Here is a 21650-nt window from a genome sequence, read left to right as displayed (position 1 = left end):
TCGCGTTATTCCTCCGGTGCAGCCTTGCACTTCTCCACATAGGCTGCGATCTTGTCGATCTGGATCTGTGCCACGGCACGACCGGTCTCGTATACGCGGCGCAGCTGGGCGGCATCGCGCTCCATAGAGGGAATCTCCAGCGGGATGGGCGGGCGGATGACGAATGCCCGGCCGGACTGCTCCAGCATGGAAATATAGGCCAGCGTTTCATTGTAGCGCTGGTGCCGGTCTGCCACGGCCTCCACAAAGGCGGGGTAGCGCACAAACTTCGCCCGGATAAGGGGCAGCATCTTGTTTTTCTGCTTTACAAAGCCTTTGGGCTGGGTCAGGATGATCAGGTTGCGCTTGTAGCCGATGGACTCAAAAAAGCGCACAGGAATGGAATCCGCAACACCGCCGTCCAGCAACTGATAGTGGCCAATCTTCACGATCTTGGCCGCCAGCGGCATGGATGCCGAAGCCTGCATCCACTGGATATCCTCGGCGTCGCCGGTGCGACACTTGCGGTAGATGGGCTCGCCGGTGCGTACATCGGTGCACACCACAAAAAAGTCCATGGGGTTCTCCCGGAAAGCCTCGGTGTCAAAGGGATCCAGCTTTTCCGGCACGATATGGTAGCAGAACTGCTCGCTGTACAGGTTGCCAGTGCGCAGCAGGTTGCCAAAGCTGGCGTAGCGCTTGTCGGCGCAGTATTCCGTGTTGTAGCGGATGGTGCGTCCGATCTGGTGCGACTTGTAGTTGCAGCCGAACACTGCCCCCGCCGACACGCCAACGGCACCGTCCAGCTGGATGTTATGCTCCATCAGCACATCCAGTACGCCAGCGGTGAACATTCCGCGCATAGCGCCGCCTTCCAGCACAAGTCCTGTTTTCATACCATTTTCCTCCTCGTCCGGTCAAAAATCCCGGATATTACCCTTCTCCTATTAAGAATAGTATACTCAAAAACCGCGAAAGAACAAGGGAGGATAAACCAAAAATGACCCGACAACCTCACGAAGTTTCGGTATTTTTGGACAAGGTCATACTTTTAGAAAAAACGAAGAGGTTTGGTGTCGTATTTTTACGAATTTTGGCAAGAAAACCCCTTGTCAAAGCGGAGTGCTTCCGGTATACTAGGTGAAACATTATATCATGGGTGCGTGTGGCGCGCGCCCGGGAATGGAAAACAGGCGGGCGCTTTTCGCGGCGAGAAAGCCGATGGCAGAAAACGCGCCTATAAGGGTTGGAGGATATACTTTATGAAGATGCTGGAAGATCGTATCCGCAAGGACGGCATTGTGCGCGAGGGCAACGTACTCAAGGTGGACAGCTTTATCAACCACCAGATGGACATCCCGCTGTTCCGCGAGATGGCACGGGAGTGGAAGCGCCTGTTTGCGGGCAAGCCCATCAATAAGGTGCTCACCATCGAGGCCAGCGGCATCGGCATTGCGGCTGTGGTAGCCAGCGAGCTGAACGTGCCGGTGGTGTTTGCCAAAAAATCTATGAGCATCAATCTGGACTACGACAACTACAAGACCCAGATCCAGTCCTTCACCCACAAAAAGATCTACAACGTCATCGTCTCCAAAAAGTTCCTCACCCCGGAGGATCATGTGCTGATCATCGACGATTTTCTGGCCAACGGCTGCGCCCTGATGGGCCTGCTGGAACTGGCCGAGGAAGCTGGTGCTACCGTAGAGGGCATCGGCATTGCCGTGGAAAAGGGCTTCCAGCAGGGCGGCGAATTGATCCGCAGCAAGGGCATCCAGCTGGAAAGCCTTGCCATCGTGGACGCTATGGACAGCACCACCGGCGAGATCACCTTCCGTCCCCAGCCGAACCAGAACTAAAAATCATTATACATTTCAGCGTAACGGAATGTCTGCGGACGTTCCGTTATTTTTTTTGCACCTGCCGCTTCCCTTTACGACCCCTCCCGTGAAAAGGCAATTCTGGAAAATCCGCAGATTTTCCAGAATTGCAAATTAAAAATCATTTTTCCGCTGACTATGGCCAGAGCGCAAGCGGAGGCCATTCAAAATCGTCACGCCCCATCAAAGCTGTCCCCATCAGCGGGCAGGGCAGCGGCTTGCGCGTCTGCGCTGCCGCTGTCCGCTGCTCGGGGGACGCCTTTGTATACCAGCGTCTGTTCCAGCACCTCCGCGCAGACCGGTGCCGAGAGACTGCCACCGGCGGTGGTCCAGCTGTGGGGCTCATCCAGACAGACCAGACACAAAAACTGCGGGTCATCGATGGGTGCTACCGCCACAAAGCTGGCAATGCGGGCTTTCTCGTCGGCGCTGTCCAGCTTTTGGCTGGTGCCGCTTTTGCCGCCCACCCGGTAGCCCGCGATCTGCGCGTTGCGCCCGCCGCCGTACAGCACCACTGCCTCCATCATCTCCCGCATGGTGGCAGAGGTGGCGGGCTGGATGACCTGCCGCTTGCACACCGGGGAATTGTGCTGCAAAATGCTGCCGTCCGGTGCGAGGATATCCGAGACCAGATACGGCTGCATCAGGCGCCCACCGTTCACCACCGCGCAGACGGCAGCAGCCATTTCCAGATAGGAAATTTTGCTGCTCTGCCCGAAGGCGCAGGAGGCCAATTCTACCGGCCCCATGCGGTCGGCGGTGTAGTACAGGCTCTTTTTCGGCTCGGCGGGCAGGTCGATGCCGGTGGGCTCCCGCAGGCCGAAAGCGGCAAAATAATCGCAGAAGGCCTGCTTGCCCAGCCGCGCTCCGATCTGGATAAAGCTCTGGTTGCAGGAGTTTTCCAGTGCCTGCGTCACGGTCTGGCTGCCGTGGCGCTTGCGATTGGCGCAGTGGAACCGTGTACCCGCCACCGAGATAGAGTCCCCGCAGTAAAAGGTAGAGTGCCGGGTGATGGCTCCGGCGTCCAGCGCCGCCGCGCAGGTGATGAGCTTGAACACGCTGCCCGGCTCGTACAGGTCGCTCACCGCCTTGTTGCGCCACTGGGTCTGCTGAGCCAGCTGTAAGGCGGCAGCGCGCTCTTTACCGGAAAGGGCATCCACGGCTGCGCGCGCGGCCGTGTCGGCGATGACCCGGGGCTGGTTGGGGTCGTAGGCCGGGGTGGTGGCCATGGCCAGCACCGCCCCGGTGTTTACCTCCATCACGATGCCCACGCTGCGGGCGGCTACATGGTGCTCCTGCACCGCATAATTCAACGCATTTTCCAGATAATGTTGAATATTTGCATCGATGGTCAGCCGCAGTCCGCTGCCCTCCACGGGGGCAAGCTCGGTCTCGTAGCTCTGTGCCAGCGTATAGCCCCAAGCGTTCACGGCGGTCAGCACCACCCCGTTCTGTCCGGTAAGGGTGTCGTTGTATTCAAGCTCCAGTCCGCTGACCCCGGCGTTGTCCACGTTGGTGAACCCCAGCACCGAGGCCAGCAGCTCCCCCTGCGGGTACCAGCGCTTGGAATCCTGATTGATGCGCACGCCGGTGATGCCGTTCGCCGCGCAGAAATCCCGCACGGCATCGGCGGTTTCGCGCTCCACACGGTAGCGCAGAAGGCAGTCGTTGGAGCGCCGGTCGCTGAACTTTTCCAGCAGTTTTGCCTCGTCCAGTTCCAGAATCTCCGCAAGTCCCTTGGCGGCAAGGGCAAGCTTATCCTCCGGCATCTCCCGGGGGCTGGCGCGCAGGGTCCAGCAGCTGCTGTTGGCGGCAAGCAATGCGCCGTCGGCGCTGTATATTTTGCCCCGGTCGGCGGGCACAACGGTGTCCCGCAGCTGCTGTCCCAGCGCCCGCTGGGTGTACCAGCCGTCGGTGCATAATTGCAGCCAGAACAACCGCCCGATGAGCCCTGCAAAGCAGACGGCGCACAGCCCCACCGCAATGAGCCGTGCCCGCAGACGGAACGCTCGCTCCGGCAAAGTGCGCAGGGCGTCCGTGGGTTTTGAGCCGCGCATGGCAGCACCCCCTTTGCGGGCAGTTTATGCGCCCGGCGGCAGCTTATATGACTAACCGCCCCCGCACCCGCGTACAATAACAGAAACGGAGGTGACCGGGATTGCACAGAACTGCTGCCCGCAAAGGGCTGCTGCGGCCGCTGCCGCCCATGGACCTGCCCTTTCTGGTGCTGGTGCTCACGCTGGTAGCCTTTGGGCTGGTGATGCTGTGCAGCGCCAGCAGTGCGGTGGCACTGTACCGGCGGCAGGACGCCTTTGCCTATGTGCGGCCGCAGCTGCTGTACGCCGCCATGGGGCTGGTAGCCATGTGGATGGCCAGCCGGATGGACTACCACATTTATCACAAGCTGGCGTGGCCGCTGCTGGCGCTCTCGCTGGTGCTGCTGACGGCGGTGCTGTTCATGCCGGAGTATAACGGCTGCAAGCGCTGGCTGGTGCTGCCGGGGCTTGGCACATTACAGCCCAGCGAGATCGCTAAATTTGCGGTGGTTCTGGTATTTGCACACATCATCGCCCTGAACCACGACCGCATGGGCAGCTTTGCGGTAGGGGTAGTGCCCTTTGCGCTGGTGCTGGGGGTGGTGGCGGTGCTCATGCTGCTGGAGCCTCACCTTTCCGGTACGGTGCTGATTTTAAGCATCGGTGCGGTGCTCATGTTCGTGGGCGGCACCGGGCTGCGGTGGTTCATGCTGGCAGGGGCGGGCGGTGCTGCCGCCATTGGCACGGCCATCGTGCTGATGCCGGAGCTGGTGCCCTACGCCGCCGACCGGCTCAACTCGTGGCTGGACCCCTTTGCCGATCCGCTGGGCGATGGACACCAGACCATCCAGAGCCTGTACGCCATCGGCTCCGGCGGGGCGGCGGGGCTGGGGCTGGGCAACAGCCGCCAGAAGCATCTGTTCGTACCCGAGCCGCAGAACGACTTCATCTTTTCCATCCTCTGCGAGGAACTGGGTTTTCTGGGCGCGTGTGCAGTGATTTTGCTGTTCAGCGCGCTGCTGTGGCGGGGCATCACGCTGGCGGCGCACGCGCCGGACCGGTTCGGCGCACTGCTGGTGGTGGGCTTTGTGGTGCAGGTGGCGCTGCAGGCGGTGCTGAACATCGCGGTGGTCACCAATACCATCCCCAACACCGGCATCAGTCTGCCCTTTTTCTCCTCCGGCGGCACCAGCCTGATGATGCTTCTGGGCGAGATGGGCATCGTGCTTTCCGTCTCCCGGGGCGAAAGCTGATAAAGACCGGCATTTCCTGCCGTAATGGGGCAGGACCGGCGCGGAAATACCGGAAAAAAGCGGACAAATGACCGGACAAATCCCGCAGACGGCGGGAAGACCGTTTCCGGTGCATTTCTTTGACCAAAGACCCTCGTTTTGCATACCATGGGGTATCTTTTGCAGAACGGGGGTCTTGGCATGGCTGGGGATTGGATCATTACGGGCGGGCGGCCTTTGCAGGGCAGGGTGGAACTGCCTGCGGCCAAAAACAGTGTACTGCCGCTGCTGGCAGCAGCGCTGCTGTGCAGCGGGCCGGTGCGGCTGCAAAATGTGCCGCGCCTGACCGATGTAGAGGACTGTCTTGCCCTGCTGCGGGGCGTGGGCTGCACGGTGGGCTGGCAGGGCGCATCGCTGGCGGTGCAGGGGCGGCCCATGCGCACCGACCTTGCGCCGGAGGCCGCAGGCCGGATGCGGGCGTCCATTTTGTTTTGCGCGCCGCTGCTGGCGCGGCTGGGGCGGGTGAGCACCGTGCTGCCCGGGGGCTGCCGCATCGGGGCAAGACCCATCGACCTGCATTTGCAGGGGCTGGCGCAGATGGGGGTGCGGCAGCTGCCCGCAGCACCCGGACAGCTTACTTTGTACGCCCCGGCGGGGCTGCGGGGCGCGGAAATTTGTCTTGCTTTTCCCAGCGTAGGCGCTACCGAAACGCTGCTGCTGGCCGCTGCCACAGCGCAGGGGCAGACCGTGCTGCACGGCGCTGCAAAAGAACCGGAGATCGCGGATCTTGCCGCTTTCCTCAACGCCTGCGGCGGCTGCGTGGAGGGTGCGGGCACCGACACCATCCGGGTGCAGGGAAAGCGCTGCCTTGCGGGCTGCACCTTTGCGCCGGTGGCAGACCGTATCATCGCCTCCACGCTGGCCTGTGCGGCGGCTGCGGCGGGCGGAAGGGTGGAGCTGACGGGCTGCGCACCCGGGCTGTATGCGCCGCTGCTGGAAATTCTGGAACAAATGGGCTGCACCGTAGAGCGGGCGCACGATGCTGCCGCCATTTCACGGTTCGGGGCGCTGCGCGGCGCGGGAAATGTGCACACTGCACCCTATCCCGGCCTTGCCACGGACGCCGCCCCGCTGCTGGCGGCGGTGACGCTCTGCGCACAGGGCGAAAGCCGCCTGCAGGACAGGGTGTTTGAAAATCGTTTTGCCTGTGCCGAGGGTTTTGCGGCGCTGGGCGCGAATGTCCGGGTGGCAGAGCGCACGCTATATGTGCAGCCCGGCGGGGCACTGCACGGGGCAAAACTGACCGCACCGGACCTGCGCGGAGGGGCGGCGCTGGTACTTGCGGCGCTGGCTGCCCGGGGCAGCAGCCGCCTTGGCGGGACAGAATTTATCCGGCGCGGCTATGCGGACCTTGACCGGCTTTTGGCGGGGCTGGGCGCACAGATTATGCAGGAAATACCCGCCCGGAGCGGGCTTGTGAAAAAAACACCCACGAAAAAGCAATTTTGTCTTGCAATCGGTGCAAAAAAATGATACGATACAGTTATATAAATATCGTATGATAATTTCTGTGCGGCATTTGCGCAGTTCCACATAAAAATCCGATGGAGGACAAAGTTATGGCATTGATGCTCGATGAAGAACTGGACGAAAACGTTACGACGATCAAGGTGATCGGTGTAGGCGGTGGCGGCGGCAACGCTGTGAACCGCATGGTGAGCGACGGCCTGCAGGGCGTGGAGTTCATCGCCATGAATACTGACCAGCAGGCACTGGCTAAGAACCATGCCTCGGTCAAGGTGCAGCTGGGTTCCAAGCTGACCAAGGGCCGCGGTGCGGGTGCAGACCCGGAGATCGGCCAGCGCGCCGCTGAAGAAAGCAAGGATGAGATCGCCAACGCCCTCAAGGGCTCCCAGATGGTCTTTATCACCGCCGGTATGGGCGGCGGCACCGGCACCGGTGCGGCACCCGTTGTGGCCGAGGTGGCACACGACTTGGGCATTCTGACCGTTGGCATCGTTACCAAGCCCTTCTCCTTTGAGGGCAAGCGCAAGATGGGGCTGGCGGAGCAGGGCATTGCCAACCTGCTGATGCACGTTGACAGCCTGATCGTCATCCCCAACGAGCGCCTGAAGATGATCAGTCAGGAAAAGATCACCCTGATGAACGCCTTCCAGGCCGCCGACAACGTGCTGCGTCAGGGCGTTGAGTCCATCTCTGCCCTGATCAACGTGCCCGCCTTCATCAACCTGGACTTCGCCGACGTGCGCTCCATCATGAAGGATGCCGGCTACGCCCACATGGGCGTGGGCAGCGCCAAGGGTGCCGGCAAGGCCGAGAACGCCGCCAAGGCTGCAATTTCCAGCCCGCTGCTGGAGACCAGCATCGCCGGTGCGCACGGTGTTATCATCAACATCACTTCCAGCCCGGACATTGGTCTGGAGGACGTGGAGACCGCCGCAGGCCTCATCACCCAGAGCGCACATCCCGATGCAAACATTATCTGGGGTACTGCCTTTGATGAGAATCTGTCCGATGAGATGCGCGTGACCGTTGTGGCCACCGGCTTCGACAACAAGAGCGCCAGCGACCTGCGCAACAGCATCAACAACGCCATGGGCGGTGCACAGTCTGTGCCGACTGCGGTGTTCAGCAGCGACACCGGCGCAGCCGCAGCCCCGGCATCCACTGCCGCCCCGGCTGCTGCTGCTCCGGCTGAAAAGAAGGCCGTGGAAGAGGAAAGCAGCGACAACCGTTACTACGATGAGCTGCTGGCCATCCTGAACAAGCGGAAGTAATTACAGGCTACAATGGGGCTGGCAGCTGCGCCCATGCGGTCAGCGAAAGCCCCGTGCAAGGTGTGCATGGGAGGGCATCATGGTGCAGACAGAGCGGGAGACCGGTGCCCTGCGCGGACAATTTGCCCGGCAGGCCGCTGTACAGGCATCTGCCGCAGCACAGGCGGAAAGCGCCCGGGCGCAGGCAGAGCAGCTGAGCCGCAAGCTGGCTGCCGCACGCGCCGAGGTGCGCCGGTACCAGACCCGGATGTTCGCCTTTGAGCGTACTCTGCTTGCCCTCAAGCACGATAATGCAGAGCTGGAATCCGCCTGTGAGCAGGCGCGGGAGCAGTTGGAACAGGCCAATGCCCGGGCAGAAAAGGCCGAAGCCGCCTGCCGCAGAGCGGAAGCTGCTCTTGCCGCCATGCAGCAGACCGCCCCGGAAGCACCTGCGCAGCCGGACACCGCCCCCGAGGCTGTGCCGCAATGCGAGGCTGCACCGGAACAACCTGCGCCGGAAACGGAAGAACTGCTCTGTGCCCCGGAACAGGCACTGCCCCCGGAGCCTGCACAGCCTGTATGGCAGCCGGAGACCCGGCTGGAACAGATGGCTGCGGAGCTGATGGGCTGGTTCGATGCCATGATGCCCCAAGAATGAATCTTAAAAGGACTGTTGCGTGTTTTGCGCAGCAGTCCTTTTTCTTTCTGCGTAGGACGATTTGAAATGGCCTCCGCTGCGCTCTGGCCATCATCAGAGGAAAGATTGTTTTTAATTTGCAATTCTGGAAAATCTGCGGATTTTCCAGAATTGCCCTTTCACCAGAAATAGGTTTCAGTACGGATTGAATTGCATTTATACAACCGGGAATGAGAACGTTTGCAGAAAATACTGGAAAATGGCAGAAATGTTGCACGTAGCCTTGCATTTTGCTGTAAAATCCAGTAAAGTATAAATGAATGCAATAAAGCGGATGCCAGGGAAAACCTATTACATCCAGTCAGTGCGGACGGTACACCCGGAACAAAGCCGGGACAGAAGGCTGCGCCGCAAAAGGAGAAACATGGCCATGAACGAGAAACCGAAGATTCTGATCGCGGATGATTCCGAGATCAACCGTGCCCTGCTCAAGGAGATACTGGGCGATGGCTATGACTATCTGGAAGCGGAGGACGGCGCAGCAGCGGTGGAGCTGATGCGGCAGCGCACGGATATCTCTCTGTTGCTGCTGGACCTGATGATGCCCGGCATGGACGGCTTTGATGTGCTGCGGGTGATGAAGTACCACGCATGGCTGGACGAGATCCCGGTCATCGTCATTTCGGCGACAGAGGACACCGCCAACATCGAGCGTGCCTACGATCTTGGGGTGACGGACTATATCCGCCGTCCCTTCGAGCGGATCATGGTGCTGCGCCGGGTGAAGAATATCCTCATGCTGTACGCCAAGCAAAAGCGGCTCACCCGCCTTGTCACCGATCAGGTGTACGAAAAAGAGCATAACAGCGTGCTGATGATCAGCATCCTGAGCCATGTGGTGGAGTTCCGCAACAGTGAGAGCGGGCTTCATGTCCTGCACATCCGCACCCTGACCGATCTGCTTTTGCACCGGCTGGCGCAAAAGACCGACCGCTATCAGCTGGACGAAAGCGATATCGCCCGCATCAGCACCGCCTCGGCGCTGCACGATATCGGCAAGATCGTCATCCCGGAGGAGATCCTGAACAAGCCCGGCCGCCTGACCGCCGAAGAGTTTGCCATCATCAAGAACCATACTGTGGCGGGTGCGCAGATGCTGCAGGATCTGGGACAGGCGATTGCGCAGGACGAGCCGCTGTTGCAGGTGGCGCACGCCATCTGCCGCTGGCACCATGAGCGCTGGGATGGCAATGGGTACCCCGACCGGCTGAAAGGGGACGAGATCCCCATTGCGGCGCAGGTGGTGGCACTGGCGGACGTGTACGATGCCCTGACCAGTGAGCGCTGCTATAAGCACGCTTACGACCACGACACTGCGCTGCGCATGATATTGAACGGCGAGTGCGGCGCTTTTAACCCGCTGCTGCTGGACTGCCTGCGGGAGTCCTCGGAGCAGCTGCGCACCGAGCTGAACCGCTCGGAGTGGGACAGGGGCTTCCGGCAGGAGACCCACCGCCTTTCCGAGGAGATTTTGCACCGGGAAGCGCTGCCCCGGGAGAACCACTCCCAGCTGCTGCTGGAGCAGGAAAAGGAGCGCACGGATTTCTACGCCGCCCAGTGCGGCGGCATCCGGTTCGACTATGACCTGCTGGCAGGCAGCGTGACCGTGTATGACTACCATGCCGAGCCCTTGCAGCAAAAGACGGTGGCCGATTTTGCGCAAGGCAGGGGACTTGGCTTTTTGAACGAGCAGGATCGGCGCAAGTTCTCCAAGGCCATCAGCCGCGCCACGCCGGAAGCACCGGACGTGGTGCTTCCGGTCATGGTGCAGCGGGACGGGAAGCCGCACCTGCACCGGATGGCGCTGCATACCATCTGGAGCGGTGCCGGGGTGCGCCGCTGCGTGAACGTGCTGGGTCAGCTCACCGATGAACAGCACCGCGTGGAGCGTCAGACAGAGCTGCTGACCGCCACCGACCCGGAGGAAGATCCCGCCCGGTTCCTACGGCGGTTGCAGGGCATCTTTGATGTGGTGCGTCTGGTAGACCCGGAGCACCGCAAGGTGCTTGCGCTGGACAGTGACGGCATCCTGACCGAAAAGCCCGGCAACTGCCACATGATATGGAACAAGGATACCCGGTGCGAAAACTGCATCTCGGCCAAAGCCTACGCCCGCAAGACCATTCTGAATAAGATCGAGTTCAAGGACGAGGAGGCCTATTTTGTCATCTCCAAGTACATCGAGGTAGGCGGCAGGGGCTGTATGCTGGAAATGGTCACCCGGCTGACGGATGGCCGCTGGCTGGATATGGGCGGCCACCGGCTGCTGCTGGACCGCTGCGACGGAATGGAACGCAGCGCCTTCGTAGACCCCTTGACCGGGGCCTACACCCGCCGCTATTTTGATAAGTTCCTTGCCGGGGGCGAGATGCACGGCGGCGTAGCCATGATCGATGTGAACCAGTTCAAGTCGGTCAACGACAGCTTTGGGCATCTGGTAGGGGACGAGGCACTGCAAACCGTGGCCGCAGCCATGCAAAGCTGCCTGCGCCAGACCGATATCCTGATCCGCTACGGCGGCGATGAATTTTTGCTGCTGATGCCCCAGAACTGCCCTGACGGCGTGGAAAGCGTCATCCGGCGGGTGCAGAACGCTGTGCAGGCGGCACGGGTGCCCAGCCACCCGGGGCTCCGGCTTTCGGTAAGCATTGGCGGCGTGTGTGATGTGCATCCCCTGACCGAGGCCATCCGGCAGGCCGATGCCCGGATGTATTGCAATAAAGAAAACGGCGAGCAGGTGCTATAACCGCAGCTGACAACAAAAAAGAGACAGGCGACCCTTTCCGGGAAGCCTGTCTCCTCTTTTTATAAAATGAATCTTTTATTTCCGCTGCCGGGCGGCGATCTGCGCGGCAGTGGGCGGGATATCGCCCTGTGCTGTCTTTTCCAGCTGGCTCAGGCGGCGGTCCAGATCGGTGAGCCGCTGCGAGACGATATCCGGCAGATCCTGCTGGTCCAGATCGTCGGCGGGGTTCACCGCCTTGTTGTTGATGCGCACCACCTCGGCGGGCACGCCCACGGCGGTGCAGTTGGCGGGCAGGTTGCGCAGCACCACGCTGCCTGCGCCGATGCGGGCGTTATCCCCGATGAACACCGGGCCCAGCACCTTGGTGCCCGCGCCGATGAGCACGTTGTTGCCCAAGGTGGGGTGGCGCTTTCCGGTATCCTTGCCGGTACCGCCCAGCGTTACCCCGTGGTAGATGGTGCAGTTATCCCCGATCTCGCAGGTCTCGCCGAACACGATGCCCATGCCATGGTCGATGAACAGACACTTGCCGATGGTAGCACCCGGGTGGATCTCGATGCCGGTGCGGTGGCGGCCATGCTGGCTGACCCATCGCGCCAGAAAAAAGTGCTTGTGCTCGTACAGCCAGTGCGCAATGCGGTGGTACACCAGAATGTGGAATCCCGGGTACAGCAGCATTACCTCCAGCACGCTGCGTGCGGCGGGGTCCTTGCGCTGGATGTTCCGCGCGTCCTCAAGTAAACCCATGCGGAAAACCTCTCTTTCCCATAAACACCCGCCCACGCGGCGGGGCTCTCCCTTTTACCGTATTATAATAGCACAGCAGGCAACGAAAGTACAGTGCTGTACTAGGGATTGTGGAACAAAATGGCATTTATTTTGCCGCGCTGACCGGGTTTTGGGTAGAGTATCCAAAATTCGGCGAGAGATGCCAGAAACCTTTTAGCACCTGTTTTTGCGTACAGCCATTGACATATTTTGCGGTTCTATGATAAAATAATACGAATGAAAACGCAACCATCATAAAAAGGAGAAACACCATGCTGTGCAGCGCCCAGAACCCGAAACTGAACAAGCAGTTCGCGTCCGGTTTTGCCGTGGCTTCGTTGTTTCCTTTTTTTGCGCAATGAGCTTTTCCCTTTGCGGGGAAAAGTTTTTTTTTGCCCGTTTTCGGGCACCTGACACCCAAAAATATCATTACAGGAGGGAACCGCGATGCTGCTGACAAACGCTGTGAACACCGAGGGACGGCCGCTCGAGATCTATGTAAAGGATGGAAAGATCGCTGCCGTAGGGCAGGATCTTTCCGCCCTTGCCGCCGAGAATGAGACGGTGGTGGATGCCGGTGGGCTGACTGTGCTGCCCGCATTTGTGGATCTGCACTGCCACTGGCGCACCCCGGGCTTTGAGTACAAGGAGGACATCGAGACCGGCAGCCGCGCCGCCGCCGCCGGTGGCTACACCTTTGTAAACCTGATGCCTAACACAAAGCCCGTCTGCTCTTCCGCCGCACAGGCCATGATGGTGGAGCAGAAAGCCGCCGAGGTGGGGCTGTGCGATGCAAACCAGACCGTCTCCATCACCGAGAACTTTGACGGCGTGAGCATCGACCACCTCAAGACCCTGCCCGCCAGCGTGAAGTTCATCACCGAGGACGGCCACGGCGTGCAGGACAACGCCACCATGGCGCGGGCGTTTGCCATCTGCACCCAGAAGGACATCACGGTCATGAGCCACGCCGAGGATATGGAGATCAGCCCGTGGGACTACCGGCTGGCCGAGGATATCGAGACGGTGCGCAACTGCTGGCTGAGCGAGTATTACCAGACCCGGCTGCACATGTGCCATGTATCCACCCGGGGTGCGCTGGACGCCATCCGCATGGCAAAGCTGCGGGGCGCACCGGTCACCTGTGAGGTGACCCCCCACCACCTGTGGTTCACCAACGACAGCTGCGACTACCGGGTCAACCCGCCCATCCGCACCGCCGATGACGTGGAGGCACTGGTGGAGGGCATCCGCACTGGTATCGTGGATGCCATTGCCACCGATCACGCACCCCACTCCGAAGAGGATAAGCTGAAGGGCATGGCCGGTATGGTGGGCAGCGAGACTGCCTTCGGCGTGTGCTACACCAAGCTCTGCAAGCAGGAGGGGCTGCCGCTGGAGCTGCTGGTGCACCTGATGAGCACCCGCCCTGCCGAGATCATGGGTCTTGCCAAGGGTCAGCTGGAGCCGGGCTTCGATGCCGACTTTGTGCTGGTGGATCTGGACACCCCCTACACAGTGGAAAAGGAAAAGCTGCACTCCAAGAGCCACAACACCCCCTTTGACGGCGCACAGCTCTACGGCAAGGTGTTTGCCACCATCAAGGCCGGTAAGATCACCTATCAGGCCGAGGAGTAAAAAGAACGAAACCCTCTCAGGCAAAGCCGTCAGGCTTTGCCTGAGAGTACGGAAAGCAGTTCGCATATCACGAAAAGAAACAGTTGCCCTCAAGAGAAAAAGCTCCCCCTTCGGGGGAGTTGGCGCGCAAGCGCCTGAGAGGGTTCTACAATACGACTTACAGGAGGACAACCAAATGACGAACATGGACAAACTGTACGAAGCTGTGGAAGCCCGCGGCCCGGTGTGCGTGGGTCTGGACACCGACTTCAGCTACCTGCCTGCCGATTTTGTGGACAGCACCCTGACCAAGGGCGAGAACATCGTGCGCTTCAACAAGAAGCTCATTGATGCCACCAAGGCTGTGGCAGGCTGCTACAAGGTGCAGATCGCTTATTATGAGTCTCTGGGCATGGAGGGCATGAAGGCCTACGCCGACACTCTGAAGGCTGTGCGCGAGGCCGGTGTGCCGGTGATCGCGGACATCAAGCGCGGTGACATTGCCAAGACTGCCGAGATGTACGCCATGGGTCACTTCACCGGCGATTTCGAGAGCGATTTCGTTACGCTGGCACCCTACATGGGTCTGGACTCCATCAGCCCCTACCTGCCCTATGCTGAAAAGCAGGGCAAGGGCATGTTCGTGCTCTGCCGCACCTCCAACGGCGGCGCTAAGGACTTTGAGTACGAGAAGCTGGCCGACGGCCGCCACGTCTACGATCTGGTGGGCGACAAACTGAACGCGCTGGGCAAGGACTACATGGGCGAGCACGGCTACTCCTCCATCGGTCTGGTCATCGGCGGCACCCACATCGAGGAGGCTACCGAGATCCGCGCAAAGTATCAGGACAGCTTCTTCCTGATCCCCGGCTACGGCGCACAGGGCGGCAAGGCCGAGGATATCGCCCAGTACCTGACCAAGGGCAACGGCGGCGTGGTCAACTCCAGCCGCGGCATCCTGCTGGCTTACAAAAAGCAGCCGGGTGTTGCCTTTGACGAGGCCGCTTACAACGAGTGTGTGAACATGAAGGAGGCCATTGCTCATGCGTGTAGCCTGCTGTGAAGCCACCGTCCTGCGCAATGAGGTCATTGCCCCGGACATCCGTCTGCTGACCGTGGTGTGGCCGGACCGCGACCACGCCCCCCACGCAGGCCAGTTCTTCACCCTGCGCTCCTGGGGTGCAGACGAAGCCCCCTTTCTGTCCCGTCCCATCAGCGTGCACCGCTGGAACCCGGACAGCAGCACCATCGAGTTTTTGTATCAGGTGGTGGGCGAGGGCACCGAAAAGCTGGCACAGCTCAAGCAGCAGGATACCTTCCAGCTTACCGGCCCCATGGGCAACGGCTTTGATGTACCGGAGATCGTGAGCAAGTACAAAAAGATCGCCGTGGTGGGCGGCGGCATCGGCACTGCGCCTATGTTCCAGCTTACCCGCGAACTGGCCGCTGCCGGGGTAAAGCCGGATGTGTTCTTCGGCTTCCGCGACACCCCCTACTGCATGGAGGAGTACCGCAGCATCGCAAACCTCGTCAAGGTGTCCACCGACACCGGCGCGGTGGGCTTCCACGGCTTTGTCACCCAGCTGTACGACCCCGCCGATTACGACGTGGTGCTGGTGTGCGGCCCCACCGTGATGATGAAGAACGCTGCCCGCCTGTGTGCGGAAAAAGGCACCCCCTGCTTTGTGAGCATGGAAAAGAAGATGGCCTGCGGCATTGGTGCCTGCCTTGGCTGCACCTGCGAGACCAAGGGCGGCGAGGGCAAGAGCGTGTGCAAGAACGGCCCTGTATTTGACGCAACGGAGGTGTTCTTCTGATGGCAGACCTGAAAACCAACCTGCTGGGCTTTGTGATGAACAGCCCGGTCATCGGCGCGTCCGGCACCGTGGGCTACGGTGTGGAGTACGAGGAGCTGGCCGATTTTGCAAAGATCGGCGGTATCTCCGGCAAGGGTCTTACCCTGCACGGCCAGTACGGCAACAAGGGCGAGCGCCTGTGGGAGACCCCCTCCGGCCTCATCAACAGCATCGGCCTGCAGAACCCGGGCGTGCAGCACTTTATTGACGTGGAGCTGCCCGAGATGCTGGAACTGAAGCAGAAGTACGGCACGGTGGCCATTGCAAACCTTGGCGGCCACAGCGAGGAAGAGTATGTGGAAGGCGCTGCGATGCTGAGCGAGAGCGCAGTGGACATCGTGGAGCTGAACATCTCCTGCCCCAACGTCAAGGTGGGCGGCATGGCCTACGGCGTAAAGGCCGAGGCTGCCGGTGAGGTGGTGCGCATGGTGCGCGCTGCCTGCAAAAAGCCCCTGATGGTCAAGCTGAGCCCGCAGGCAGAGAACATCCCCGAGATGTGCAAGGCTGTGGAGGCCGCCGGTGCGGACGCTATCAGCCTGACCAATACCTTTCAGGCCTGCGCCATCGATCTGGAAAAGCGCCGCCCGGTGTTCAACAACATTTTTGCCGGTCTGTCCGGCCCGGCGGTGCGCCCCATCGCCCTGCGCATGGTATGGCAGGCCGTGGGTGCCGTGAACATCCCGGTGGTGGGTCTGGGCGGCATTGCCACCGGCCGCGACGCACTGGAGTTCATCATGGCAGGCGCTGCTGCAGTGCAGGTGGGTGCCGCAAACTTTGCAAACCCCCGCGCCATGGAGACCATTGCAAACGAGATGGCAGCATGGATGGACAAAAACGGCGTGAAAACGCTGGACGAGATCCGCGGCTGCGCCCGTCATGCAGAATAAAAGCTGATATATCCATAAAATATCTACAATTATGTGCATAAAATAAAACTTAACGCATAAATTTGCAAATGCCGTAAAAGCGTGGTACAATACCACCCAAAGGAATATAAACCACTGAAAAGAGAGGGAGAAGTACAATGAGTGAAGCACTTGAAATTCTGAAGAGCTGTGACGCATTTCTGGAGGGTCACTTCCTGCTGTCCTCCGGTCGGCACTCCGGCGCATACTGCCAGATGGCTTATCTGCAGCAGTACCCGGACCGCTGCGCCGAGGTGATGAAGGCTGTGGCTGATAAGGTCAAGGAGATGGATGTGGACGTCATCGTCGGCCCTGCCATGGGCGGTATCGTGTACGCCTACGAGCTGGCCCGCCAGACCGGTAAGCGCGCTATCTTTACCGAGCGCGTGGACAACGTGATGTGCCTGAAGCGCTTTGCCATCCACCCGGGTGAAAAGTGCATCATCGCCGAGGACGTGGTGACCACCGGCATCTCCTCTCTGGAGACCAAGCGCGTCATCGAAGAGGCCGGCGGCATCTGCCTTGGCATCACCTGTGTGGTGGACCGCACCAAGCCTGAGGCTCCGTCTCCCATTCCCATTCTGGCCAGCGCCCTGAAGCTGGACCTGCCCAACTACACCCCGGAGGAGTGCCCCATCTGCAAGGAGGGCAAGCTGCCGCTGGTGCATCTGGGCAGCCGCAAGATGAAGCAGGAAGCAAAGCAGACCCTGTAAACTGAAAGCTTTTGTTGAAACGAGGAAAACTATGAACGCATATCTTCTTTTGGCAAACGGCATGGTCTTTGCCGGACAGTCCGTGGGCGCGCAGGGCGTGACCGTGGGCGAGGTGGTGTTCGCCACGGGCATGGTGGGCTTTCAGGAGACCCTGACCGACCCCAGCTACTATGGCCAGATCATCACCCAGACCTATCCCCTCATCGGCAACTACGGTATGAACCACGATGACATGGAGTCCGACCGCATCTGGGCAAAGGGCTACATCGTGCGCGAGGCCTGCACCACCCCCTCCAACTGGCGCTGTGAGGAAACGCTGGACAGCTTTTTGAAAAAGAACAACACCATCGGCATCGAGGGCATCGACACCCGCCACCTGACCCGCATCATCCGGGAGAGCGGCGTGATGAACGGCGCCATCCTGACCACCTTTGACCCCGCTGACCCGGCCAACAAGGCCGAGACCGAGGCACTGCTGGCTGAGATCCGCGCCTACGCCGTGACCGATGCCGTGAAGAACGTGACCTGCGCCGCACCTGAGGTGTTCAACCCGGAAGGTGAGACCCATATCGTGCTGATGCACTACGGCTGCAAGCGCAACATCGTGCGCTGCCTTGTCAAGCGCGGCTGCAAGGTGACCGTGATGCCTGCCTTTGCAACGGCAGAGGAAATCAAAGCCCTTGCCCCGGACGGCATTATGCTGTCCAACGGCCCCGGCGACCCCGCCGAGCCGGTGGAGATCATCGAGAACCTCAAGCACATCTTTGAGTTGAACATCCCCACCTTCGGCATCTGTCTGGGTCACCAGCTGTCCGCACTGGCAGCCGGTGCCAAGACCATGAAGCTGAAGTACGGCCACCGCGGTGCCAACCAGCCTGTGACCGACTTTGAGTCCGGCCGCACCTTTATCACCAGCCAGAACCACGGCTATGCGGTCGTGGGCGAGGAGCTGCCCGCCGAGATGGGCGAGGTGGCACAGGTGAACGCCAACGACGGCACCTGCGAGGGCATCAAGTACAAAAAGTGGAACTGCTTTACCGTGCAGTTCCACCCGGAAGCAAACGGCGGCCCCAAGGACACCGAATTCCTGTTCGACCGCTTCCTGAACAACGTCAAAGCAGCAAAGGAGGCACGCTGAAATGCCGAAGGACCCCAGAATCAAAAAAGTGCTGGTCATTGGCTCCGGCCCTATCATCATTGGTCAGGCTGCGGAGTTTGACTACTCTGGCACGCAGGCCTGCCGCGCCCTGAAAGCAGAGGGCATCGAGACCGTTCTGCTGAACTCTAACCCCGCTACCATCATGACCGACCCGGACGTGGCCGACCATGTGTATATCGAGCCCATGACGCTGGAAGTCGTGGAGCGCATTCTGGACATTGAAAAGCCGGACTCTGTGCTGCCCAACCTCGGCGGCCAGATGGGTCTGAACCTGTCCATGGAGCTGGCACGCTCCGGCTATCTGGACCGCACCGGCATCCGTCTGCTGGCCTGCAAGCCCGAGACCATCGACCGTGCCGAGGACCGCGAGCTGTTCAAGGAGACCATGGAAAAGCTGCACCAGCCCATCATCCCCTCTGAGGTGGTGGAGACCCTGCAGGACGCACTGGACTGCGCCGACCGCATCGGCTACCCGGTCATCGTGCGCCCGGCCTTTACCATGGGCGGCACCGGCGGCGGCATCTGCGAGACCCGCGAAAAGCTGATCGAGATCGGCACCAACGGCCTGCGCCTTTCTCCCATCCATCAGATCCTGGTGGAAAAGTGCATCGCCGGCTGGAAAGAGATCGAGTACGAGGTGATGCGCGACCACAAGGGCAACGTGATCACCGTATGTAACATGGAGAACCTCGACCCCGTGGGCATCCACACCGGCGACTCGGTGGTCGTGGCTCCCTCCCAGACCCTGACCGACCACGAGTACCAGATGCTGCGTACCGCCGCACTGGATATCATCACCGAGCTGGGCATCGAGGGTGGCTGCAACTGCCAGTTCGCCCTGAAGCCGGACAGCTTCGACTATGCGGTCATCGAGGTCAACCCCCGTGTGTCCCGCTCCTCCGCGCTGGCATCAAAGGCTACCGGCTACCCCATTGCCAAGGTGGCAACCAAGATCGCCATCGGCTACACACTGGACGAGATCACCAACGACGTTACCGGCAAGACCTGCGCCTGCTTCGAGCCTGCGCTGGACTACATCGTGGTCAAGTACCCGAAGTGGCCGTTTGATAAGTTCGTCTACGCCGACAAGTCTCTGGGCACCCAGATGATGGCTACCGGCGAGGTGATGAGCATCGGCAACAGCTTCGAAGCCGCCATGATGAAGGCAGTTTCCTCCATTGAGCTGGGCATGGACACCCTGACCCACAAGCCCTTTGAGGAGCTGACCGACGAGGAAGTGGTGGAGCACATGCACGTTCAGGACGCCGAGCGCGTGTTCTGCGTGTACGAGGCGCTGAAGCGCGGCATCGATCACAAGGTCATCTACGATATCACCAAGATCGATTGGTGGTTCCTTGATAAGATGCAGCATCTGGCAGATCTGGAAAAGGGTCTGGCACAGTGCAACGGCCAGCTGTCTCTGGAGCAGTACAAGACTGCCAAGAAGTACGGCTTCCAGGATAAGACCATCCGCCGTCTGGCACAGGTGGACACCCTGCCCGTGGAGAACTACCGCGCCGGCTTCAAGATGGTGGATACCTGCGCTGCTGAGTTCTCGGCCAATACCCCCTACTTCTATTCCACCTACGACGGCGACAACGAGGCCGCAGGCTTCATCGCCGAGAAGGAAGCCGAGACCGCTGCCAAGGGTGAGCCCAAAAAGAAGAAGGTGCTGGTCTTTGGTTCCGGCCCCATCCGCATCGGTCAGGGCATCGAGTTCGACTACTGCTCTGTGCACTGCGTGTGGACGCTGAAGAAGAACGGCTGCGAGGCCATTCTGGTCAACAACAACCCCGAGACCGTTTCCACCGACTTTGATACCGGCGACCGTCTGTACTTCGACCCGCTGAACCCGGAGAGCGTGGACAACATCATTGCCACCGAAAAGCCGGATGCCTGCGTGGTGCAGTTCGGCGGACAGACCGCCATCAAGCTGGCCAAGCACATGGACGAGATCGGTCTGCCCATTCTGGGCACCCCGGCGGACGCCATCGACGAGGCCGAGGACCGCGAGCGCTTTGACGAGCTGCTGGAGCGCTGCAACATCCCCCGCGCCCCGGGCCGTACTGTGTTCAATCTGGACGAGGCTCTGGCCGCTGCCGAGGAGATCGGTCTGCCGGTGCTGATGCGCCCCTCCTATGTGCTGGGCGGTCAGAACATGATCGTGGCCTACAACAAGGCTGACATCATCGAGTACATGGGCGTTATCACCGAGCACGTTGACATGGATCATCCGGTGCTGCTGGATAAGTACATCATGGGCACCGAGTGCGAGGTGGACGCTATCTGCGACGGCGAAAACTTCCTGATCCCCGGCATCATGGAGCAGGTGGAGCGCACCGGCGTGCACTCTGGCGACTCCATCTGCGTCTACCCGGCACAGCACCTGACGCAGGACGAGATCGACACCATGGTGGACTATACCGGCCGCTTTGCCCGCGAGCTGCACGTCACCGGTCTGGTCAACGTGCAGTACGCCGTTTCCCATGGCCGTGTGTACGTCATCGAGGTGAACCCCCGCTCCTCCCGTACCGTGCCGTACATCTCCAAGGTCACCGGCGTGCCCATGGTGGATATGGCCGTGCGCTGCTGCCTGGGCGAGAAGCTGACGGATATGGGCTACGGCACCGGTCTGCACCCCAATGCCCCCTATGTGGCGGTAAAGGTGCCCGTGTTCAGCTTTGAAAAGTTGCACGCCGTGGATACCCAGTTCGGCCCCGAGATGAAGTCCACCGGCGAGGTGCTGGGCATTGCACCCAACTACCACGACGCCCTGCTCAAGGGTCTGATCGGTGCAGGCTACACCTTCAAGACTCCCGGCCCGGGCAGCTGCTGCATCTTCACCGTGAAGGACAGCGACAAGCCCGAGTTCGTGGATATTGCATGGAAGCTGAAGGATATGGGCTATAAGCTCTACGGCACCTCCGGCACCTGTGCATGGCTCAACAAGCACATGGTCCCCTGCAACGAGGTGCGCAACATCTCCGGCGAGGCTCCCAACATCGTGGATCTGCTGCAGAGCGGTCTGGTGGACTATGTGTTCTCCACCAGCGCCAAGGGCCGTGACCCCCGGCGCGATTCCGTCCGCCTGCGCCGCAAGGCCGTGGAGCTGAGCATCCCCTGCATCACCGCAGTGGATACCGCCGCTTCTCTGGTGGACTGCCTGCGCAGCGAGCACAGTCTGGCTAACATCCCGCTGGTGGATATTGCCACCCTGTACCGCGGCAAATAAGCCGTAACACCCGCATAAAACAGCTCTTTACAGCGCCTGCCGAAACGGTGGGCGCT

General features: G+C 60.6%; 16 protein-coding genes. 13 read left to right on the top strand and 3 right to left on the bottom strand.

What is annotated here, in order from left to right:
* Window positions 1-5: 5 nt before the first annotated feature.
* A complete protein-coding gene (locus MTP39_RS11230; RefSeq protein WP_249240575.1) occupies window positions 6-875 on the bottom strand; it encodes a patatin-like phospholipase family protein in 870 nt (289 codons plus the stop codon).
* Between the two features lie 366 nt (window positions 876-1241).
* Here MTP39_RS11230 and MTP39_RS11225 point away from each other — a divergent pair, with 366 nt between their 5' ends.
* Window positions 1242-1835, top strand: a complete 594-nt coding sequence (locus MTP39_RS11225) for a xanthine phosphoribosyltransferase (RefSeq protein ID WP_005920489.1) — start codon at window positions 1242-1244, stop codon at window positions 1833-1835.
* Window positions 1836-2029: 194 nt separating this feature from the next.
* Here MTP39_RS11225 and MTP39_RS11220 read toward each other — a convergent pair whose 3' ends face one another.
* Window positions 2030-3913: a peptidoglycan D,D-transpeptidase FtsI family protein gene (locus tag MTP39_RS11220; protein ID WP_249240574.1), complete on the bottom strand. Its 1884-nt coding sequence runs from the start codon at window positions 3911-3913 to the stop codon at window positions 2030-2032.
* Between the two features lie 149 nt (window positions 3914-4062).
* On the opposite strand from MTP39_RS11220, the gene MTP39_RS11215 reads away from it, so the two are divergent.
* The 5 genes from MTP39_RS11215 (at window position 4063) to MTP39_RS11195 (ending at window position 11344) form a co-directional block, all read left to right on the top strand.
* Entirely contained in the window at window positions 4063-5145 is a 1083-nt protein-coding gene (locus tag MTP39_RS11215) for an FtsW/RodA/SpoVE family cell cycle protein (protein ID WP_249242060.1), read from the top strand.
* 180 nt (window positions 5146-5325) lie between these two features.
* On the top strand, window positions 5326-6657 hold the full coding sequence (locus tag MTP39_RS11210; protein WP_249240573.1) for a UDP-N-acetylglucosamine 1-carboxyvinyltransferase: 1332 nt from the start codon (window positions 5326-5328) through the stop codon (window positions 6655-6657).
* Between the two features lie 86 nt (window positions 6658-6743).
* A complete protein-coding gene (gene ftsZ / locus MTP39_RS11205) occupies window positions 6744-7922 on the top strand; it encodes a cell division protein FtsZ (protein ID WP_249240572.1) in 1179 nt (392 codons plus the stop codon).
* 79 nt (window positions 7923-8001) lie between these two features.
* Window positions 8002-8559, top strand: a complete 558-nt coding sequence (locus MTP39_RS11200) for a hypothetical protein (protein ID WP_249240571.1) — start codon at window positions 8002-8004, stop codon at window positions 8557-8559.
* 409 nt (window positions 8560-8968) lie between these two features.
* A complete protein-coding gene (locus MTP39_RS11195) occupies window positions 8969-11344 on the top strand; it encodes a diguanylate cyclase domain-containing protein (protein ID WP_249240570.1) in 2376 nt (791 codons plus the stop codon).
* A 75-nt stretch (window positions 11345-11419) separates the two neighbouring features.
* On the opposite strand, the gene epsC is transcribed toward MTP39_RS11195, so the two are convergent.
* Complete coding sequence (epsC, locus tag MTP39_RS11190) at window positions 11420-12091, bottom strand: serine O-acetyltransferase EpsC (RefSeq protein ID WP_154252530.1); 672 nt, start codon at window positions 12089-12091, stop codon at window positions 11420-11422.
* 468 nt (window positions 12092-12559) lie between these two features.
* On the opposite strand from epsC, the gene MTP39_RS11185 reads away from it, so the two are divergent.
* From MTP39_RS11185 to carB, 7 genes are all read left to right on the top strand, one after another.
* Window positions 12560-13750, top strand: coding sequence for a dihydroorotase (locus tag MTP39_RS11185; RefSeq protein WP_249240569.1), 1191 nt, complete (start codon window positions 12560-12562; stop codon window positions 13748-13750).
* A gap of 175 nt (window positions 13751-13925) precedes the next feature.
* The gene (pyrF, locus tag MTP39_RS11180) at window positions 13926-14792 is read left to right on the top strand and encodes an orotidine-5'-phosphate decarboxylase (RefSeq protein ID WP_055186832.1); all 867 of its coding nucleotides are present in this window, start codon (window positions 13926-13928) and stop codon (window positions 14790-14792) included.
* Window positions 14773-15546, top strand: coding sequence for a dihydroorotate dehydrogenase electron transfer subunit (locus MTP39_RS11175; protein ID WP_249240568.1), 774 nt, complete (start codon window positions 14773-14775; stop codon window positions 15544-15546). The genes pyrF and MTP39_RS11175 overlap by 20 nt, the downstream gene beginning before the upstream one ends.
* A complete protein-coding gene (locus MTP39_RS11170) occupies window positions 15546-16472 on the top strand; it encodes a dihydroorotate dehydrogenase (protein ID WP_249240567.1) in 927 nt (308 codons plus the stop codon). Before MTP39_RS11175 ends, MTP39_RS11170 begins: the two co-directional genes overlap by 1 nt.
* A 137-nt stretch (window positions 16473-16609) precedes the next feature.
* A complete protein-coding gene (pyrE, locus tag MTP39_RS11165) occupies window positions 16610-17203 on the top strand; it encodes an orotate phosphoribosyltransferase (protein ID WP_005920457.1) in 594 nt (197 codons plus the stop codon).
* 31 nt (window positions 17204-17234) lie between these two features.
* Entirely contained in the window at window positions 17235-18341 is a 1107-nt protein-coding gene (locus MTP39_RS11160) for a carbamoyl phosphate synthase small subunit (RefSeq protein ID WP_249240566.1), read from the top strand.
* Window position 18342: 1 nt separating this feature from the next.
* Window positions 18343-21594 (top strand): carbamoyl-phosphate synthase large subunit, encoded by a 3252-nt coding sequence (gene carB / locus MTP39_RS11155; protein WP_249240565.1) that lies wholly within the window; start codon window positions 18343-18345, stop codon window positions 21592-21594.
* Window positions 21595-21650 lie beyond the last annotated feature (56 nt).

The organism is Faecalibacterium sp. I3-3-33, from assembly GCF_023347295.1.
Lineage (GTDB): Bacteria > Bacillota > Clostridia > Oscillospirales > Ruminococcaceae > Faecalibacterium.
Note: the sequence above shows the minus strand (reverse complement) of the source record. Positions and strands in the feature narration are given on the sequence as shown.

Bases quoted from the DNA above. Each gene is read 5' to 3' on its own strand.
- MTP39_RS11230 (WP_249240575.1), bottom strand. From the start codon at position 875: ATGAAAACAGGACTTGTGCTGGAAGGCGGCGCTATGCGCGGAATGTTC.
- MTP39_RS11225 (WP_005920489.1), top strand. From the start codon at position 1,242: ATGAAGATGCTGGAAGATCGTATCCGCAAGGACGGCATTGTGCGCGAG.
- MTP39_RS11220 (WP_249240574.1), bottom strand. From the start codon at position 3,913: ATGCGCGGCTCAAAACCCACGGACGCCCTGCGCACTTTGCCGGAGCGA.
- MTP39_RS11215 (WP_249242060.1), top strand. From the start codon at position 4,063: ATGGACCTGCCCTTTCTGGTGCTGGTGCTCACGCTGGTAGCCTTTGGG.
- MTP39_RS11210 (WP_249240573.1), top strand. From the start codon at position 5,326: ATGGCTGGGGATTGGATCATTACGGGCGGGCGGCCTTTGCAGGGCAGG.
- ftsZ (WP_249240572.1), top strand. From the start codon at position 6,744: ATGGCATTGATGCTCGATGAAGAACTGGACGAAAACGTTACGACGATC.
- MTP39_RS11200 (WP_249240571.1), top strand. From the start codon at position 8,002: ATGGTGCAGACAGAGCGGGAGACCGGTGCCCTGCGCGGACAATTTGCC.
- MTP39_RS11195 (WP_249240570.1), top strand. From the start codon at position 8,969: ATGAACGAGAAACCGAAGATTCTGATCGCGGATGATTCCGAGATCAAC.
- epsC (WP_154252530.1), bottom strand. From the start codon at position 12,091: ATGGGTTTACTTGAGGACGCGCGGAACATCCAGCGCAAGGACCCCGCC.
- MTP39_RS11185 (WP_249240569.1), top strand. From the start codon at position 12,560: ATGCTGCTGACAAACGCTGTGAACACCGAGGGACGGCCGCTCGAGATC.
- pyrF (WP_055186832.1), top strand. From the start codon at position 13,926: ATGACGAACATGGACAAACTGTACGAAGCTGTGGAAGCCCGCGGCCCG.
- MTP39_RS11175 (WP_249240568.1), top strand. From the start codon at position 14,773: ATGCGTGTAGCCTGCTGTGAAGCCACCGTCCTGCGCAATGAGGTCATT.
- MTP39_RS11170 (WP_249240567.1), top strand. From the start codon at position 15,546: ATGGCAGACCTGAAAACCAACCTGCTGGGCTTTGTGATGAACAGCCCG.
- pyrE (WP_005920457.1), top strand. From the start codon at position 16,610: ATGAGTGAAGCACTTGAAATTCTGAAGAGCTGTGACGCATTTCTGGAG.
- MTP39_RS11160 (WP_249240566.1), top strand. From the start codon at position 17,235: ATGAACGCATATCTTCTTTTGGCAAACGGCATGGTCTTTGCCGGACAG.
- carB (WP_249240565.1), top strand. From the start codon at position 18,343: ATGCCGAAGGACCCCAGAATCAAAAAAGTGCTGGTCATTGGCTCCGGC.